This is a genomic window from Bombilactobacillus folatiphilus (genome assembly GCF_023380265.1).
Lineage (GTDB): Bacteria > Bacillota > Bacilli > Lactobacillales > Lactobacillaceae > Bombilactobacillus > Bombilactobacillus folatiphilus.
Genome location: NZ_CP093366.1, coordinates 856159 through 874376, shown reverse-complemented (window position 1 = coordinate 874376; position 18218 = coordinate 856159). Strand labels below are relative to the sequence as shown.

The window sequence follows — 18218 nt, the reverse complement described above, 5'->3', positions numbered from 1 at the left end:
CTTAGAGTCAATTGATTTGGATAAAATAAAAACAACTGCAGTTTGATAAGATCTTTGAATTAGATATTAATTTGAGATCTTACCATTCATGCAGTTGTTTTTTAATTGGTATTCGTATTAGCACCAGCATTGGTGTTGGAATTGTTGTTAGGTGGAATGCTGTTGTCAGAGGACGGTGAACTGGGTGAAGGTTGAGTGTCGTTACTGCCACTAGAATTACTGGTCGAGCCGTCAGTATGTTGATTAGGATTATTGCTGGAATTTGGATTTGGCTGATTAGTTTCAGCGCTATTACCATCAGTAGTTTGTGTTGAGTGATCTGTTTCTGGAGAATTACTTTCGTCTGTCCGCCCATTGTTTCGATTAGGCACAACATCGCGATTGTCGCTATTTACATTATTGTTACGATTAACGTTCGGTAGATTTTTGGGCTTTTTACTACGGAAATAAAGAATATTTGTTCCGTCAGCTCGTACTAAGTTGTGAGGTTTAGTCCAATCGGGGGTTGATTTATTTAATGAAAGATAGCGCATCAATTTTTGATAAACTTTACCAGCGATGAGTTGCTGATTAGCTGTGACACCAGCTTGCGTAGGTGCATCGTAACCTGTCCAAACACTAATTGAGTAGTGTTTAGTATATCCGGCAAACCAAGAATCCTTGGCCGTTCCATTTAACGCTGGATTACGACTTAATTCCTCACTACTATAATTCGTAGTGCCGGTTTTGCCTGCTTGGTGGAGCCCACTAATGTAGGCTTGTGATCCCATACCATTGGGTGTCACAACGTCTTTGAGCATGTCCGTGATCATATAAGCTGTCGAAGAACTCATGGCTTTTTTGGTCGTAGAATCGTAATCATGAATTAGACCATCAGTTGTCTGAATTTTGGAAATATACTGAGGCTTATGATAATTACCGCCATTGGCAAAGGCGCTATAAGCACTCGCCAGTTGTAAAGTCGATAAATCACTGCCAATCCCCGCGGATAATCCTTGTTTATAAGGAACATCAATGCCTAATTTTTGGGCAAATTTACGACCATTGTTAAAACCAACGGCTTGTAAAGTTTTAATAGCAGGTATATTACGTGATTGGGCTAAAGCGGAGCGCATCGTCATTGTGCCGTCATAAGTGTGATCCCAATTTTGCAAAGCAATATTTGTTCCAGGATATGTGAAAGGTTCGTCGATCAACGGATGATTGGTGTTCCATTTTAAATACTGAATAGCCGGTCCATAATCGAGAATAGGCTTCATGGTAGAACCGTTGCTACGGGTGTCTTGGACAGCTCGATTTAATCCTAGCTGAACATTGCCTAATTTTCGGCCGCCAATCATTGCTACCACGGCTCCATTGTTGGTAACTATACTAACAGCGGTTTGAAGTTTGTTGTTAGGAAATAGTCCGTTGGTATCGCTATTGACTAAATCATATAAATATTTTTGTGCTTTAAGATCCATATTGACAGTGATTTTGAGATTATCGCGGTAAGGATCTAGTCCTTTAGCTTTTGTTTCTTGGATCACTTGTTTAATATAGGGATCGACAATCATTTTATTATCGCCAACACCAGAGTTGGGTTGATATGCTTTGAGCCCTTCATTAATGGGGGTATTTTTAGCGCTATTTAACTGTTGTTGCGAAATTTTGTGATTATCATACATAGATTGTAGAACTAGATTACGCCGTTGGGTAGCCGAGTTTGGTTTCGTGTAAGGATTATAATTGTTGGGTGCTTGCGGCATTCCTGCTAATAAAGCCATTTGCGCTAATGTTAATTTGTTTAAATTTTTGCCAAAGTAATATTGAGCTGCTGTTTGAAAACCGTAAGTACCGTTAGCTAGGTAAACTTTATTCATATAGAATTCTAAAATTTGATTTTTTGAAAAATTACGTTCTACTTTGGCCGCTAACCAGACTTCTTGCATTTTACGCTTCATAGTTTGATCAGATTTTTTGGTTGAAAAAACGGACAGCTTGATTAACTGTTGTGTTAAAGTACTGCCTCCTTGTAAATCGCCCCCACGTAAATTATTTAAGGCTGCTAAGATAATGCGGATGGGATTCACACCAAAATGTTCTTTATAAAAATGCCGATCTTCAGTTGATACTACAGCATCTTGCATCTGTTTAGGAACTTTATCAATCGTCACGTAAGTCCGGTTTTGATTACCGAGTGTGGTGATTTCGTGGCCCTTTTGATCATAAATAGTCGAAGAACCACCACTTTGTAAAACTTCGGAATTAATATCAGGCGCACTTAGACCATAGTAAACAAAGATTCCTATAAATCCTACAATAATAAGCAAAAGACAAGTTAAAAACCAGGCCCAAAAATGATGTTTTCTTTTAATAGGTTGATGGTAGCGAGAAATTCGAGAATCATCCATTAGCTTTGGCCTCCTTGTTGGGCAATTAATTGTTTACAAGCTGATAAATATGGCAAAATAGGATTAAAACCAGCTTGAATTTCAATAGATTTATGACTAATGAAAGTTAACGGCATGGATTTTTGTCCACCATTTTGTGCTTGCTGCCAAAAAAGTAATAAGTCTGAAGCGGGTAAAATAAAATAACGACCGAGCGTTACAAATTTAATTAGGACAAAACAGATTCCTTGTTGCTTCAGGCATTGTGCTAAATGTTTGATTTGATGATCGTGAAAATTGCTTAATGGAAAAGAAGTTGTATGGCGCGTTTCTTTGGCCTCAAAATCAATATAGTGACCTTGATAAACGCCGTTATAGTCAGTCGTAGAAGCTTGCCTAAAATATGCCTCTTTAATCACTGCCCGACTGCGTTTGGGATAATCCACTTTGACAATTTGAATAGGGGTGGGTTTTTTGTAAATCACCGCGAGCTGATGATTACGATAGTAGATGTTACTTTCATTGATTTCTTGTTCCAGTGTCATGCCACGATCTCCAAAAATGGTCGGGCGACTTTTTATGTTTGCTTGATGTGAAACACCTTGAGGGTAATTAATAGTCAAGTTATAATCAACTCCTAGTTGGTAAATATTATAGCATGCTCAAGATCAAATTGAGGGAGAGAATGATGTTGAAATGCAAAGAGTTCAGAATCTTTGGGTGGGCGGTTACCGTTCGTTTGAATTACAAATTTTCAAAGATGATGATCCCAAAGCCAAAGTAATTGAAGATTTTTTAGAAATGCGTTTACGAGATTATTGTGAAAAAGGTTTGAAATGGATCTTGACGGGTGCCCAATTGGGAATTGAGCAAACCACGGTGCGTGTTGCTAAACGTCCGATTTTTCAAGAATATCAGCTACAAACAGCGGTTATTTTACCATTTGAAGGAATGGCCGATCGATGGAATGACCAAAATAAGCAGCGATTTAGTCAGACTGTACAGACAACAGATTATTTTAACAGCGTTAGTCATACAGGCTATCAAGGACCGCAACAATTTAAAAATTGGCAACAATTTATGCTGTCACATACTGATGGCAGTTTTTTTGTATATGATTTGGATGTTCCGGGTAAATGTCAGTATGAATATATGGCGATTACACAATATCAAAAGTATCATGATTACGATTGCCAATTGGCTAGTTTTTATGATTTGCAGGATTTTGTCAATGATCGGCAGGAATTTTAAGAAAACATAAAGTTAAACTGGTTTTTTTGGTAGTAGTCAAACTTTTTGATATACTTTAATCAAGTAAGTTAGGAGTGCATGATAAATGAAAGAAATCAAGTTAAGTCCGAAAATCATTGTTGAAAAAAGATTTAAAAATGCGGTGCATGGTTACAATGGTAAAGATGTTGATTCTTTTTTAGATGAAATTATCAAAGATTATGAGGCTTTTCAAGCAAATATTGATGAATTGAAAGAAGAGAACCATCGTTTGGCCCGCCAACTGGAGGAAAAGAGATCAGTCGTTACCACCTCTAATGTGGAACCCAAGCCATCACAAGCTGTTGAACCGCAGGTGGTCGTTAATGAGAATTCGGCACCGGGAACCACTAATTATGATATCTTAAAGCGTTTGTCCAATTTGGAACGACATGTCTTTGGACAAAGCGTTGAACCGCGTACTAATTACACTTCCACTTCTAACTCGAATATGGCAACTGGCGAGCAACAGCCTATTATTAATTCTAGTGAACAGTTGCATGATCAAAAATAATTGGTAATTGTGTCCAAATTAGCGTATGATAAAAATGCAGGTTTTGAGTAATCGCGGTTTGCAATTGTAAGCTGAGGAAAGTCCACGCCGGCATGAGCTGTAATGCTCATAGTGTTCGTGTTCAGCCCAATAAGCTGGAGTACCTATTTGTTAGGTAACGGCAGTGAAATGGCTAAGGTATTTTCATACTAAGTCAGAGTAGCTTGAAAGTGCCACAGAGACGGATTTTTTTGGAAACAAAAAAGTGGAACGGGTAAACCCCACGAGCAGGAAACCCAAACTTTGGTAGGGGAGTTTCAATTTAGGGAAACAAACTTGAATTGAAAACACATTTTGTGTAGATAGATGATTACTGAAGGTTAATGTGAGTTAGGTTAACTGGAACAGAACGTGGCTTATAGAAATCTGTAGACTCAAGAGGCGGACTTTAGTTCGTCTCTTTTTTAAATTAAAGGAGTAATTGATGAAATTATTAGCAACGATGGCCAGTGGTTTTGAAGCCATCACGAAAAAAGAATTACAAAATTTAGGTTTCACAATTGATCAAGTTGACACTGGCAAAGTTTATTTTACTGGTGATTTGGATGCAATCGTGTTGACGAATTTGTGGTTGCGGAGTGCGGATCGTATCAAAATTGTTTTGAAGAAATTTAAAGCGTTAACTTTTGATGAATTATTTGAAGGTGTCAAGTCGATGGCTTGGGATCAATGGCTGCCTTTGGATGCGAGTTTTCCTGTGAAGGGTCGTTCAGTTCGTTCTAAATTGCATTCAGAACCCGATATTCAAGCTATTACTAAGAAAGCCATTGTTGATAAAATGGCAACAGTGTATCATCGGCGCGGTTTTTTGCCAGAGAGTGGTAATACTTTTCAAATTGAGGTGCGCTTGGTCAAAGATCAAGTTGAAATCACTTTGGACACGACAGGCGCGTCTTTGTTTAAACGTGGTTATCGGACGGAACATGGTGGTGCGCCCTTAAAAGAAAATTTTGCCGCAGCTTTAATTTTATTGACACCTTGGCGGGCAAATGATCCTTTTTATGATCCAACAACAGGTTCGGGAACGATTGCAATTGAAGCTGCATTAATTGGTCGTAAGATTGCGCCAGGTTTAAATCGTCACTTTGCATTTGAAAATTTTGATTGGTTCAATCCGGAGCTCTTACAAATTGCCAAAGACAAGGCTCAGAGTCAAATTCAACCGAGCGGGACTTTAGAGATTAATGCCAGTGATATTGATGGTTCCATGATTGATGTGGCCAAATTAAATGCGCACCAAGCTGGTGTTTTACATGATATTAATTTTAAACAACTGGCGGTCAAAGATGTTCGAATTACGAGTCAAAATGGTATCTTAATTGCTAATCCTCCGTATGGTAAGCGAATGCAGGAACAAACTAAAGTCCATCATTTATATCACGAAATGGGTCAAAGTTTCGGGAAAATGAGCACTTGGAGTAAATATTATCTTTCTAGTGACTTGGAATTTGAAAAATTCTATGGTCAAAAAGCGACTAAACGGCGCAAATTGTATAATGGTGCCTTACGGACAGATTTATTTCAATATTGGGGGCACCCCACTTATAAAAAATGACGACGAATCATATCAATAATTAGTAGTAAACACAATAATAGCATGATAACAATAGAAATAATCCAGGACCACTTACTGTTAGCCAAAGGTAGATGCATATTCATGCCGTAAAAGCCGACAACAATAGACGGAATAGTTAAGATTAAAGAATAAACCGTCAGGTATCGCATAACATCATTGGTTTCGTCGTTCAATAAATTGTTGTAGGTGCCAGATAATTGTTGAGCAATTTCATTAATTAGTTGGAAATTTTTGAGAGCTTGATTGGATTCAATACGTGCTTGATCAAAATGTTTCGCTGTCCAAGGATCCAGTTTGAGATGATTGTCGTCTGAATTAAAAAAACCGAATAATTCGTCAATTAAATCAGCATTACCCGAGGTGGCAGTAACACCAAATGTGATTTTTGTTTGGAGGGTTGCTAATTGATTGATTGTGGCTGAACGATGGTGATGATGCTGGAATTCCATTTCAATTTGTTCTTGTTCATCATAGAATTTTTTAACTTTATCTAAAAAGTTATCAGAAATTTGACGAATCAAATCAGCGAATAATCGAAATGTTAGATTATGATTGTCAGAGTAAACTTTTAAAAATTCTTGCAGATAATTAATAATATGTTGACTGTGATTATTGGTAAAGCAAATAATTTGCTGACGATTGGCAAAAATAGTAACTGATTGAACCGCGGTTTCTAACGTTTGTTGATGGCTAGGAACTGATAAGACCATTAAAAAACTACGCGTATATTCATCGTATGTAATTCGTGGAAGTTCAAATTTATCTAGAGCATAGTTAATAATTTCACGTGTAACATGGTACTTGGTTATTAATTCATTTTGTTCATCAGTAGTTGGATTATTGGCGTCAATGAGTCTAAAATTAAATTTTGTTTCGTAAGAGGTAATCATATAAGGTTCCTTCCCAATTTATAATCCATCATTATAATATACTTTTGAAAAATTGTTGTCATTGATAATATCTTCAAAAAGCAGTATGTTAAATTCTTATGAATGTATTAAATATGAGGTTGAATTATGTACAAATTTCGTTATCAAGCAGCCGATCAATTGGGAAAATTAATCTGGTGTTGGCTTTTTATTTTATTGTTTATCGGTGGCGTATTGCAACTGGAAGATGAAAGTATTAATTATTGGGCAATATCTATAATTGGTTTGTCGTTAATCTTGATGGGATTTATTAGTTATCGTTGTCAGTTAAAAATTGATCTCAAAAATCATCATTTAAAAATACGAGGGATTTTTAATGCAGGAAACCGCAGTTTTTCGTTTCAGCAAATTCAACAAATTAATTTGAAGCGACATATGTGTGTGATTACTTTAAAAGATAAAGGCTATTTTCCTATCAAATTACTAGTATCCAAAAAATCCCAAAAAATATTACGTCAAATTTAAGAATGATTATTGGTTAATGGAGGAAATAGATGCAGACAGATATTGAAATTGCCCAAAAAAATGAACAACAAGAGATGTGGTTAATTCAAAAAGTTGCGCAACAAATTGGCTTATTGCCCGAAGATTTGGAAAATTATGGCAATACTAAAGCCAAAATCACGACAACAGCTCAAGCCAAAATACGTAACAATCCTTTGGGAAAATTAATTTTGGTGACCGCGATGAGTCCAACTCCTATGGGGGAAGGTAAATCCACGGTATTAATTGGGTTGGCGGATGCGTTGCGGCAATTAAACCAAAAATCGATTGTGGCCATGCGAGAACCATCATTGGGACCAGTTATGGGGTTGAAAGGTGGGGCTGCTGGCGGTGGCTTTGCCCAAGTAGTGCCGATGGAAGATATTAATTTACACTTTACGGGTGATTTGCATGCCTTGACGTCAGCGATTAATACTTTGGCAGCGTTAATTGATAATCATTTGCAACAAGGTAATCAATTGAATTTAGATCCGAGACAAATTACTTGGCGAAGAGCTTTAGACGTCAATGACCGTGCTTTGAGAAATACAGTCATTGGGATGGGCGGTCGGAGTTCTGGTGTCGTCCGTGAAGAACATTTTCAGATTACAGTTGCCTCGGAGTTAATGGCGATTTTGTGTTTGGCGCAAGATTTAAATGACTTAAAGTGCCGCATTGGTAAAATTTTAATTGGATATACGTATCAACAGCAACCTGTCTTTGTCAGTGATTTAGATGCACAAGGAGCTTTGGCGTTATTATTGAAAGATGCTATCAAGCCTAATTTGGTGCAGACATTGGAGCATACGCCCGTATTAATTCACGGAGGACCGTTCGCTAATATTGCTCATGGCTGCAATAGTTTAATTGCAACCAATTTGGCGATGCGTTTGGGCGATTTTGCACTCACGGAAGCAGGCTTTGGTGCCGATTTAGGTGCTGAAAAGTTTTTGGATATTGTAACACCTCGTTTGGATAAAGCGCCTGATGCTGCTGTTGTGGTCGCAACTGTGCGCGCTTTAAAATACAATGGAGGTGTCACACAGGCCCAATTAACCGAACCTAATTTGGCGGCATTAACCAAGGGTTTTAGTAACTTGCAACACCATATTCAAAATTTGCAACGTTTTGGGATTCCGGTTTATGTGGCAATTAATCAATTTGCAAGTGATATCCCTGAAGAAATTTTGCAGGTGCAAAAATTATGTCAACAATTAAATGTTCGAGCGTATCCAGTAACTGTTCATCAAGATGGTGGTCGCGGTGCGTTAACATTAGCGCAGGCCTTAATTGATCAACAATCTGCTAGTCATTTTCAACCTTTGTACCAAAATGTGATGGCGGTTGAAGAAAAAATTAAGCTTATTGCTAAAAAGATTTATGGTGCAAAAGATGTTGTTTTTAGTGCTAAGGCGCAAAAACAAATGGCAGAAATTGAATCTAATCAATGGTCTAATTTGCCAATTTGTATTGCGAAGACACAATATTCTTTTAGCGATGATCCCAAAGTGCTAGGTAGTCCACGAGACTTCACTTTACATGTACAAGCGGTAGAGGCAAAGCTAGGGGCAGGTTTTTTGGTGGTTTTGACGGGTAATGTGTTAACAATGCCCGGTTTGCCAGCCCAACCAGCAGCTTTGCAAATGGATATTAACGAACAAAATCAAATTACAGGGTTGTTTTAGGAGTCAAGTATGGTAGTTTATTTTATAATTATACTGGTAGGGGTTTTGTTAGATCAGCTGATTAAATGGTGGGCTATTCAAAGCTTGCCGTCGGAGCAATTTAAGCCGTTAATGTCGGATTGGTTCGGTTTAATTCGAGTGAATAACCATGGAGCTGCGTATAATCTGCTAAACGGTAAAATGTATTTTTTTTATGTTATAACAGCGATTGTGGTCATGATTTTAGGTTATTTATTAATTAAAGGCAAAATTCGCAATCGTTGGTTTTTAACGAGTTTGGCGTTATTGTTGGCAGGGACTTTGGGGAATGCGCTGGATCGTGTTTTTCGCGGTTATGTCGTTGATATGTTTGCAGTAAGTATCGGTTCGTTATCAGCGTTCAATTTTGTTTGTAATTTTGCGGATATTTTGATCACTGTGGGAGTTTGCCTGTTGTTGATTTATTTAATAAAGACGGATGCGGATGAATTATGAAATTAGAAACTTTTGAATTTAAAAATCCTGATGATAATCAACGTTTGGATAAGGAAATTTTTTTATATAAAAAAATATATACTCGTGCGCAAATTCAAAAATGGATTAAGTCGGGTCAGGTACTTGTGAATGGTACTAGAGTTACTAAAACTGGATTTAAGTTGAAATTAGACGATCAAATTCAAGTAACTCCGACGAAAGCACCACCGTTAAAGGCGTTTGCACAGAATTTGTCGTTAGAAGTTATTTATGAAGACCAAGATGTTTTGGTTGTTAATAAGCCTCAAGGAATGGTGGTTCATCCTTCCGCAGGGCATCCCGATCAAACATTAGTCAATGCCATTTTGTATCACACTCAACTTGATAGTCAAGATGAAGTCAGACCAGGAATTGTGCATCGAATTGATAAAGATACTTCAGGATTATTAATGGTGGCTAAGACTGATTTGGCACAGGAATCGTTGAGTCAGCAATTGAAAAATAAAACTAATTTGCGGCGTTATGTGGCCATTGTGCACGCTCCTTTTAGTGAGCAGGAAGGAACTATTGATGCACCGATTGGTCGTGATCCGCAAAATCGAAAGCAACAAGCTGTTTTGGCTGGTGGAAAATCTGCTATCACACATTTTCGGGTGCTAGAGAATTTTGCTGATTATGCACTTATTGAGTGTCAATTGGAGACTGGACGGACGCATCAGATTAGGGTTCACCTACAATATATTGGTCATCCTGTTGCTGGTGATCCACTGTATGGTCCACGGCAAACTTTAAAAGGTTCAGGACAATTTTTGCATGCGCAACAGTTAGGTTTTTATCATCCACGGACTGGAAAATGGTTGGAGTTTGAGGTTGAGCCACCAAAAATTTTCCAAGAGCAGTTACGTAATTTACAACTGGTTCAAGATTGAAAATTGATTCTGCATTTCTAGGAGAAGTAGGTTATGAAAAAAGAAATTGTTGATAATAAAACCATGAAACGAACTTTGACGCGCATCACTTATGAAATTATTGAAAAAAATAAGGGCGATCAAAATTTAGTTTTAATCGGGATCAAAACGCGAGGAACTTTTCTGGCACAAAGAATTCAAAATCGTTTGCGTCAATTAGAGGATTATGAAGTTCCTTTCTTTGAATTAGATGTGACAAATTTTCGAGATGATCAGAAGACAACTGAGGGTGCAATTCCAACGTTTACAGATAAGGATATTGATAATAAAAACGTGGTTTTAGTGGATGATGTGTTGTACACAGGACGCACAATTCGGGCAGCTTTAGATGCAATTATGAGTATTGGACGTCCAGGAAAGATTTCATTGGCTGTTTTGGTAGATCGAGGTCATCGTGAATTACCGATTCGAGCTGACTATGTGGGCAAAAATATTCCCACATCGCGTCATGAAGCAATTAAGGTTTCAATGGCAGAAGTCGATGACGAAGATGGTGTGGAAATTATTAGTCATGAAGAGCAAAATTAGATATTTAATTTTAGAAGACGGAACTGTTTTTGCTGGTGATCCATTAGGTGCACCGATTATTTCTACTGGTGAATTAGTAATTACGAACAATATGAACGGGGTGGAACACGCAATTACTGATCAAACTTATAATGATCAGATTTTGGTGTTTGTGAGTCCACTTGTTAATACTTCGGGAATGAATCGAGACGATTATGAATCCATTTCGCCCAGTTGCAGGGGGGTTATTTTTGGTAGTGTTAATTTTGTACAACAAACAAGTGCTGCCAATAATTCGTTGAATTCTTTTTTGAAAAAAAGACGTATTCCCGGCATTACCAATATTAATGTTCAACGTCTAGCCAAACATATTCAACAATACGGTTCCATGAAAGCAAGTATTATGGATACTGATGATGAACATGCGATGGATCAAATTCGGGCATTGGTTATTCCACGGGATCGGGTTAAAACAGTTTCAACCAAACAGCCATATCCTAATCCTAATGTTGGTTTTAAAATTGCAGTGATTGATTTGGGGCTGAAATTTTCATTATTGCGTCAACTATCAATTCGCAAATGTGATTCGATTATTTTACCGTACAATACTTCTGCAGCGACGATTATGGATTTAGATCCAGATGCGGTTTTGTTCACAAGTGGACCAGGAAATCCCACAGAAATTCCTGATACAATAGCGACTTGTCAAGTCCTAGAAGGTCGCATTCCTATTATGGGAGTCGGGTTAGGTCATTTGGTTGTAGCGTTGGCAAATGGTGCTTTGGTCAAAAAAATGAAGAGCGGTCACCACGGTTCGAATGTGCCGACGTTAGAAATTGCTACGGAAAATGTAGAATTTGCCAATCATAACCATAATTATACGATTGATTTTACAAAGGAAGCACGGAATAATTTTTTTATTACGTATCGTTGTTTGACAGACAATACAATTGAAGGATTAAGACATCGTCGTGATCCAACTATGACGGTACAGTTTCAACCAGAAGCTGCTCCTGGTTCACATGATGTGTTGTATGTATTTGATGAGTTTATCGAAATGATTAATTCATTTGTGCAAGGTAAAAAATATGACCAAAACAATGTTAATAATTGGTAATACTACAGGCTTAGTAACTAATGAAAAAATTGAGCAGGAGCGAGCACTTGATATTGCAATCAAGTCATTTTATCAAAGTGGTTATCAGGTACTTTTGTTGACAGAAAATCGGGAGTCAATGATTAACTTTTCTGCTACACAGGTAACACTAATATATAAGGAAATTACAGTTTCGAATATCAATGCGTTAATCAAACAATATCAGGTTGATTATATTTTTCCTTGTTTTAACGGGAATAATACGTTTAATGTTTTTCGTAATTTATTGAAAGATCCGACCTTTCAGGCTAGTGAAACACAATTGCTGAGTTTTAATTTGCAAAATTTAACGCTGAGCCTAAGTAAGCGCTCGCTAAATAAATATTTACAGGAACATAATTTTCGATTGATTGAGCACCAAAATGTGCAGAGTTATGAAGAAGCGCTCCGTTTTTCACAAAAGCAGAATTTTCCCGTTTTAATTCGGGCCAATATGGCTGATCAAAAAGCTTATTGGAATACGATTAATAATTCCGATCAGTTAGCTGGTATTTTTCAGGTTCATGATGAAGTTGAAAGTTTTGAGATAGAGCGTGGAATTAATAATTTTAAAGAATTAACGCTGGTGACAATTCGAGATAAATTTGATAATAGTGCAATGCTATATTCATCAGAAGATATGGATCCGATCGGTGTTCATTCAAATGATTCGACCAGCGTGGCGCCAGTTTTTTCGATCACAGATACGTTATTTCAACGTTTACGAGATGCCGTTTTAAAATTGACGACCTTACTCAAAATTGTGGGCATTTGTACTTTTCATTTAGCAGTTGATGAGGAAAGTGAATCGTTTTATGTTTTAGAAATTTCGCCCACATTTCGGAGTAAAATGGTGCCTTTAATCGAAAATTTGGGCTATCCTCTTTTCGAAGTGATGTGTCAAGTTAGTGATGGCAAAAGGTTACAGGAAGTTACAACATTAAACGGGAAAACTTTTAATGCAGCCGTAGAACTAACTGCCAGTCATTTAACTGCGCGTATTCCCACATGGCAATCAGATCGTCAAGAAAATTTGCAGGTCTTACTAGGTCCGCATCAAACTTCCACTGGTGCAATTATTGTCAATGGTGATAATTTAGAAAGCTTGACAATGAAGGCCTTTAATGCTCTGGAATTAACAATGGAGATATTTTGGAACCATCCTTTAAAATTCTTGAGTGATGAACAGCTGGAAGCTGATTTATTTCGAACGAAAGTAAATCGCATTTTAGTGGTTTGCGAGGCGATGGGGCGTGGATTTGATTTGCATGAAATTCAAAGTTTCACGCATTATAATTTGATGTTTTTACAAGCGCTAGAACACCTATTCCAGTTGGCACAGACATTGTGCCAGCAAAAAGGTGATCTAGATTTATTGGTACAAGGTAAAATTTATGGTTTTGATAATCAATTGATTGCTAAATTTTGGCATTTGACGCTAGAGCAGGCGCAACAACTGGTTTCTCAATTACCGATTCAACAAATTCAACAACCTACGCCAACTTTGTTTGATCTTCCAGCCAATAATCAAGTTCAGAATTATTATTCCACTTATTTATACGATCAACCTCAAAATAAACGATTTCAAATTGAAATTAATAACTATCAAACGGCGGATGCACTTTTAAATTATCAACAATTTTTATTGGCACATCATTTGCTCGTGTCATTTCGTGATGATGGTTTTTCGACAGCCGTTTATGGCAATTTGTTGACTAAGAGTGATGCAAAGACAGATATTAATTTTTATATGGATACCTTGGATCAGCAACACTATTTGTATAGTCATGAAAATTCGCTGCAACTGAAAATTAATACGCAAGAGACACACCAAAAGTTATATCATTTAACAATTTTTAATTTTGATAGTTATTTGAACTTAGAACCTAGTCAACCTTTTCAGGAAGTTGTCTTTATTCAAGATACAAATCACCAAACTTGGTTGTCGTCGCCTTTAACATTAATTTTTAGAAAAAATGGCGGTCATCGAAAAGAATTCACAGCTATCCCAGGTAAACATACTGCCAAGATTGTTAAATTAGTTAATCGGTATATTAAGAAAAGATTGCCACAAATTCCGTATGGAACTTTGATCTTAAAAAATCAACGTGTGGTTCAAGTTTTAGCAGGTTTTACACCGAATATTGGATTAATTCAACAAATCAATTCCAACTTTGTGACGACGCTGGGACATGTTTTGTTGGGAGTTAATTCTAAATACTCAAATAAACAGCAGGATTATTTTGGACGCAAGGTAACCTTAATTCATCACAAAAATGGTTTGTACAGTAGTCGTGTCAATTATTTTGAGCTACCATCATCTTCATTATAAAAAAAGTTATCGTGATGTGACGATAACTAATAATTATTGGATTTGTGGAATAGTGATTTTTGGATTTACCAATAGTGTTTTTTGGTTGGTGTAAGTTACAAAGCCAGGTTTGGCACCATTAGGTTTATGAACGTTTTTAATGAGTGTGTAGTCAATGGGGACTTTGCTACTTTCAGGACCTGCTTTAGAAAAGTAGGCTGCCAGTTGTGCCGCTTCAATCAGTGTCTCAGGACTAGGATTAAAAGATTCAATAATAACATGTGACCCAGGTAAATCCTTGATGTGTAACCAAGTATATCGTTTGTCTGCTGCTCTATTAGTTAAATAATCATTTTGTAAATTATTTTTACCAACACGAATTGTTGTTCTATCGCTAGCTTGATAAACTGATCCATGAGATAATTTGACTTTGCGCTTTTTTTTGTTTAATTGTGGTTTTAAATAACCTTGCTGCTGTAATTCGGCAGTAATACCAGGCAAATCGTTGGGATCAATATAATTTAATTGACTAAGAATCCCCTGCAAATAGTCGATTTCGGTTGTCGTATTCTCAATTTGTTTTTGCAGGTGTTTAATTGATTTCTTTAATTTTTGATAAGTTTTAAAATAATTTTGTGCGTTGCGAGCTGGTGACAAGGCAGGATTTAATGGGATATTTAGTGGTTGTTCATTATCATAGTAATTAGGTAATTGGACCTGTTGGTTACCGCGATTAACTTGATGAATATAAGTTGTGAGTAATTCGCCCTTAATACGATATTGTTCGGCGGATTCTGTTTTGACTAAATCTTTTTGCAGACGTTTAACTTTAGTTTGATTCCGCTTTAAATTTCGCTTTAGTACTTGGATTAAATTACTAGCCTGCTGGCGGATACGATCTTTTCGTGCTCGATCATTGTAAAATGTATCCAACATTTGGCTCAAAGATTCAAAACTTTGAGCTTGGTAGTCCTGTGCGAGTAAATATGAATAGCTTTTAGCGGTAAAAATTTGTTGATATTTTTTGGTATAAATGTATCCTTGATCATTTGTGGGAAGCTGAAAAAATTTGTTCCAGATTTGTCTCAATTGTTGTTCAGTAGCAGCAGCTTGGCTTTGATAACTTAGTTCGCCAGCACTTATTTTATCTAATCCTTGTAAGTTATTTTGAATGTAATTTATTAAGGTCTCAGTTTCCAATGCAGCTATCTCAGACCAATGTTGCTTGATGAATTTTTCACGAATAAAAATGTCGTAGGGATTAATTTTGGTCTGTTGGGGAGGGAGCCGATATTGAACTTTGGGTAATAATTCACGATAACGATCTTGGGTGATATCGACATGTTTGATTGCGTCGATAATTTTCTGGGATTGATCATCTACGACGACGATATTACTATGGCGATTCATAATTTCCACATAAAAAGTAATATTTTTTAAATCGCCAATTTCATTACGACTTTGAAAAGTCAAGGTTAAAATTCGATCATTAGCAATCTGCCCAATATTCTTTAAAATAGAGCCTTCCAAATGTTTACGCAAAGTGATAACAAAATTGCTTGGTGTCGCAGGACTTTGAAATTTACTCTGCGTTAATTGCACACGGGCATATGTGGGATTAGCAGAAAGTAATAGACTGTGATTGCGACGATTACTCCGAATAGTCAAGATTAATTCTTGCGCAAATGGTTGATGAATCCGACTTAGACGTCCGCCGAGTAAGATTGGTTGCAATTCTTGAATCATCGCATGCGTGAAAAGACCGTCAAATGACATATTTTTCTCCTTGATCTAAAATTAAACCTTAAACTACTATTTTACACCATTATATGGTTTATGATACAATAATATCTGTTGGATTTTGCATAATTTTAATTATATGGATTAGTGAGGTATCTTATTTACATGAAAATTGCCGTAGTAACCGACAGCACTTCATACTTAACTGCGGAAGAAGCAGCAAAATATAATATACTTGTTGTTTCAATTCCAGTCATCATTCAAGGTGAGGTTTATCATGAAGGTGTCGATATTACTAATTCAGATTTTTACGATAAAATACGTAATTTGGATGAATTGCCTAAGACTTCGCAACCTAGCTTAGGTGAAATGGAAAAAGTTTACGATAACTTGGCTGATCAAGGTTATGATACGGTGATTTCGATTCATTTGGCAGCTACAATATCGGGTTTTATTAATAGTTTGCGTACACTGGCCGCCAGTAAGACTAATATTAAAATTGTCCCTTATGATTCGCGGATTACAGTAAAATTAATGGGCTATTTGGCTTTGGAAGCTGGTAGAATGGCTCAAGATGGTGCTGAGTTAGATCAAATTTTAGCACGTTTAGATGATTTAAGACGAACTATTGATGAAAATATTGTTGTGAAGGATTTAAATAATTTAGTTAAAGGCGGTCGCTTATCAAATGCTTCAGCAGTGATCGGCACGATGTTAAATATTAAACCCTTACTAACATTTGATGATCAAAGCGATGAGATTGTGGCTTATGGCAAAGTTCGTTCTGAAAAAAGAGCTTATTTAAAAAGTGAGGATCGTTTTGCGGCAGCTTTAGCACAGGCTGATTTTTCATATCGGTTATTGGTGATTGATGCGAATGATCCTGAGGAGAATGATCGGTGGACGGCTCATTTGCGCGAGCGGTTTCCGAATGTAGTAATTGAACAGACTTATTTCGGACCAGTGATTGGCACACATTTGGGCGAAAAAGCGATGGCTTTAGGTTGGATGAAAGATATTACTCAATTATAATTGCTAATTTTTAGATAATAAAAAGCTTTGGTTCATTTTTGAACCAAAGCTTTTTTAGTTTACTTATTTTCCGCTATAATTGGGTGCTTCACGGGTGATAGTAATGTTGTGTGGGTGAGATTCAATTAAACCTGCATTAGTAATTTGGATAAATTGTGCGTGATCAATCATATTTTGAATATTATGGGCACCGACATAACCCATTCCTGATCGTAAGCCGCCAGAGATTTGGAAAAGAATATCAGTGACATCACCCTTATATTTGGTTTTTCCTTCGATGCCTTCTGGAACTAATTTTTTAGATTCCTGAACATCGCCTTGGAAATAGCGATCTGAGGAACCGTGCTTCATAGCAGCTACAGATCCCATCCCCCGGTAATATTTAAATTGCTTCCCGTTGCCGTCACTAAAGACTTCACCCGGTGCTTCTGTGGTACCGGCCAGCATACTACCTAGCATGACTGCATTACCACCTGCAGCTAAGGCTTTAACAACGTCGCCAGAATATTTAATTCCGCCATCAGCAATGATTTGCTTACCATATTCATGAGCAATCTGTGCGGCATTAAAGATTGCCGTAATTTGCGGGACGCCCACACCAGCTACGACGCGCGTTGTACAAATTGATCCAGGTCCAATTCCAACTTTCACAACATCAACACCAGCTTCAAATAGAGCTTTAGTACCTGCAGCTGTGGCGACATTGCCTGCAATAATAGTTAAATCAGGAAAAGCATTTTTGATCTGAGCAATTTTTTCCAACACGCTCTTAGAATGTCCGTGCGCGGTATCAATAACAACTGCATCTACCCCGTTATCAATTAAAGCTTTAGTGCGGTCAAAACTGTCGTTAGTTATGCCAACAGCAGCGGCGACAAGTAAATGCTTGTTGTCATCTACGGCAGCCATTTTGTTGGTAGCAAGTTCCGCTTTCACTGCTTCGACTTGTTCGGCCTGTTGTTGGATAGACATATTTTTATGAATAACACCCAAACCACCTTGTAAAGCGATGATTTTGGCCATCTCTTTTTCCGTCACTGTATCCATACCAGCACTTAAAATTGGTAAATGTAATTTCAAATTTGACCCCAATTGGGTATCTAAGGATACCTCACGTGGCAAAATGTCGCTTTCTGCGGGTATTAACAAGACGTCATCAAAGGTTAATCCTTGTTTTAAAAATTTTTCGTTAGCTTGCAACTTCA

Annotated in this window: 16 protein-coding genes and 1 other RNA gene; 12 read left to right on the top strand and 5 right to left on the bottom strand. The window is 37.1% G+C overall.

All coding sequences use genetic code 11. From position 1 onward, the window contains the following. Positions 1-101 precede the first annotated feature (101 nt). Positions 102-2393: a transglycosylase domain-containing protein gene (locus MOO45_RS04450; RefSeq protein WP_249513746.1), complete on the bottom strand. Its 2292-nt coding sequence runs from the start codon at positions 2391-2393 to the stop codon at positions 102-104. Further along, positions 2393-2995, bottom strand: coding sequence for a Holliday junction resolvase RecU (recU, locus tag MOO45_RS04445; RefSeq protein ID WP_396022400.1), 603 nt, complete (start codon positions 2993-2995; stop codon positions 2393-2395). The genes MOO45_RS04450 and recU overlap by 1 nt, the downstream gene beginning before the upstream one ends. 73 nt (positions 2996-3068) lie before the next feature. On the opposite strand from recU, the gene MOO45_RS04440 reads away from it, so the two are divergent. From MOO45_RS04440 to MOO45_RS04425, 4 genes are all read left to right on the top strand, one after another. After that, positions 3069-3623: an SLOG family protein gene (locus MOO45_RS04440; protein ID WP_249513744.1), complete on the top strand. Its 555-nt coding sequence runs from the start codon at positions 3069-3071 to the stop codon at positions 3621-3623. Positions 3624-3708: 85 nt separating this feature from the next. Beyond that, entirely contained in the window at positions 3709-4155 is a 447-nt protein-coding gene (gpsB, locus tag MOO45_RS04435) for a cell division regulator GpsB (RefSeq protein WP_249513743.1), read from the top strand. Positions 4156-4194: 39 nt separating this feature from the next. After that, an RNA gene (rnpB, locus tag MOO45_RS04430) (RNase P RNA component class B) lies at positions 4195-4558 on the top strand. A gap of 60 nt (positions 4559-4618) precedes the next feature. Further along, complete coding sequence (locus tag MOO45_RS04425) at positions 4619-5749, top strand: THUMP domain-containing class I SAM-dependent RNA methyltransferase (RefSeq protein WP_249513742.1); 1131 nt, start codon at positions 4619-4621, stop codon at positions 5747-5749. Here the strand turns inward: MOO45_RS04425 and MOO45_RS04420 are convergent. Then, a complete protein-coding gene (locus tag MOO45_RS04420; protein WP_249513741.1) occupies positions 5737-6660 on the bottom strand; it encodes a magnesium transporter CorA family protein in 924 nt (307 codons plus the stop codon). The genes MOO45_RS04425 and MOO45_RS04420 overlap by 13 nt on opposite strands. Positions 6661-6786: 126 nt before the next feature. Between MOO45_RS04420 and MOO45_RS04415 the strand changes: the two genes are divergently transcribed. The 7 genes from MOO45_RS04415 to MOO45_RS04385 are packed head-to-tail and all read left to right on the top strand — an operon-like array spanning position 6787 to position 14262. Then, complete coding sequence (locus MOO45_RS04415) at positions 6787-7164, top strand: EbsA family protein (protein WP_249513740.1); 378 nt, start codon at positions 6787-6789, stop codon at positions 7162-7164. Positions 7165-7193: 29 nt separating this feature from the next. Beyond that, positions 7194-8867 (top strand): formate--tetrahydrofolate ligase, encoded by a 1674-nt coding sequence (locus MOO45_RS04410; RefSeq protein ID WP_249513739.1) that lies wholly within the window; start codon positions 7194-7196, stop codon positions 8865-8867. A gap of 9 nt (positions 8868-8876) precedes the next feature. Continuing rightward, positions 8877-9341 (top strand): signal peptidase II, encoded by a 465-nt coding sequence (gene lspA / locus MOO45_RS04405; RefSeq protein WP_249513738.1) that lies wholly within the window; start codon positions 8877-8879, stop codon positions 9339-9341. Further along, entirely contained in the window at positions 9338-10249 is a 912-nt protein-coding gene (locus tag MOO45_RS04400) for an RluA family pseudouridine synthase (protein ID WP_249513736.1), read from the top strand. The genes lspA and MOO45_RS04400 overlap by 4 nt, the downstream gene beginning before the upstream one ends. A 33-nt stretch (positions 10250-10282) precedes the next feature. Continuing rightward, positions 10283-10816 carry a bifunctional pyr operon transcriptional regulator/uracil phosphoribosyltransferase PyrR gene (gene pyrR / locus MOO45_RS04395; RefSeq protein WP_249513735.1) on the top strand — a complete coding sequence of 178 codons (534 nt, stop codon included), beginning with the start codon at positions 10283-10285 and terminating at the stop codon, positions 10814-10816. Next, the gene (locus tag MOO45_RS04390; protein WP_249513734.1) at positions 10800-11912 is read left to right on the top strand and encodes a carbamoyl phosphate synthase small subunit; all 1113 of its coding nucleotides are present in this window, start codon (positions 10800-10802) and stop codon (positions 11910-11912) included. Before pyrR ends, MOO45_RS04390 begins: the two co-directional genes overlap by 17 nt. Further along, positions 11884-14262 (top strand): ATP-binding protein, encoded by a 2379-nt coding sequence (locus tag MOO45_RS04385; protein WP_249513733.1) that lies wholly within the window; start codon positions 11884-11886, stop codon positions 14260-14262. Before MOO45_RS04390 ends, MOO45_RS04385 begins: the two co-directional genes overlap by 29 nt. Before the next feature lie 33 nt (positions 14263-14295). On the opposite strand, the gene MOO45_RS04380 is transcribed toward MOO45_RS04385, so the two are convergent. Next, positions 14296-16017, bottom strand: coding sequence for an NFACT RNA binding domain-containing protein (locus tag MOO45_RS04380; RefSeq protein WP_249513732.1), 1722 nt, complete (start codon positions 16015-16017; stop codon positions 14296-14298). 129 nt (positions 16018-16146) lie between these two features. On the opposite strand from MOO45_RS04380, the gene MOO45_RS04375 reads away from it, so the two are divergent. Then, complete coding sequence (locus MOO45_RS04375; protein ID WP_249513731.1) at positions 16147-17013, top strand: DegV family protein; 867 nt, start codon at positions 16147-16149, stop codon at positions 17011-17013. A 63-nt stretch (positions 17014-17076) separates the two neighbouring features. Here the strand turns inward: MOO45_RS04375 and guaB are convergent, their stop codons facing one another. After that, a complete protein-coding gene (guaB, locus tag MOO45_RS04370) occupies positions 17077-18213 on the bottom strand; it encodes an IMP dehydrogenase (protein WP_249513730.1) in 1137 nt (378 codons plus the stop codon). Positions 18214-18218: the final 5 nt, after the last annotated feature.

Bases quoted from the DNA above. Each gene is read 5' to 3' on its own strand.
- MOO45_RS04450 (WP_249513746.1), bottom strand. From the start codon at position 2,393: ATGGATGATTCTCGAATTTCTCGCTACCATCAACCTATTAAAAGAAAA.
- MOO45_RS04440 (WP_249513744.1), top strand. From the start codon at position 3,069: ATGCAAAGAGTTCAGAATCTTTGGGTGGGCGGTTACCGTTCGTTTGAA.
- gpsB (WP_249513743.1), top strand. From the start codon at position 3,709: ATGAAAGAAATCAAGTTAAGTCCGAAAATCATTGTTGAAAAAAGATTT.
- MOO45_RS04425 (WP_249513742.1), top strand. From the start codon at position 4,619: ATGAAATTATTAGCAACGATGGCCAGTGGTTTTGAAGCCATCACGAAA.
- MOO45_RS04420 (WP_249513741.1), bottom strand. From the start codon at position 6,660: ATGATTACCTCTTACGAAACAAAATTTAATTTTAGACTCATTGACGCC.
- MOO45_RS04415 (WP_249513740.1), top strand. From the start codon at position 6,787: ATGTACAAATTTCGTTATCAAGCAGCCGATCAATTGGGAAAATTAATC.
- MOO45_RS04410 (WP_249513739.1), top strand. From the start codon at position 7,194: ATGCAGACAGATATTGAAATTGCCCAAAAAAATGAACAACAAGAGATG.
- lspA (WP_249513738.1), top strand. From the start codon at position 8,877: ATGGTAGTTTATTTTATAATTATACTGGTAGGGGTTTTGTTAGATCAG.
- MOO45_RS04400 (WP_249513736.1), top strand. From the start codon at position 9,338: ATGAAATTAGAAACTTTTGAATTTAAAAATCCTGATGATAATCAACGT.
- pyrR (WP_249513735.1), top strand. From the start codon at position 10,283: ATGAAAAAAGAAATTGTTGATAATAAAACCATGAAACGAACTTTGACG.
- MOO45_RS04390 (WP_249513734.1), top strand. From the start codon at position 10,800: ATGAAGAGCAAAATTAGATATTTAATTTTAGAAGACGGAACTGTTTTT.
- MOO45_RS04385 (WP_249513733.1), top strand. From the start codon at position 11,884: ATGACCAAAACAATGTTAATAATTGGTAATACTACAGGCTTAGTAACT.
- MOO45_RS04380 (WP_249513732.1), bottom strand. From the start codon at position 16,017: ATGTCATTTGACGGTCTTTTCACGCATGCGATGATTCAAGAATTGCAA.
- MOO45_RS04375 (WP_249513731.1), top strand. From the start codon at position 16,147: ATGAAAATTGCCGTAGTAACCGACAGCACTTCATACTTAACTGCGGAA.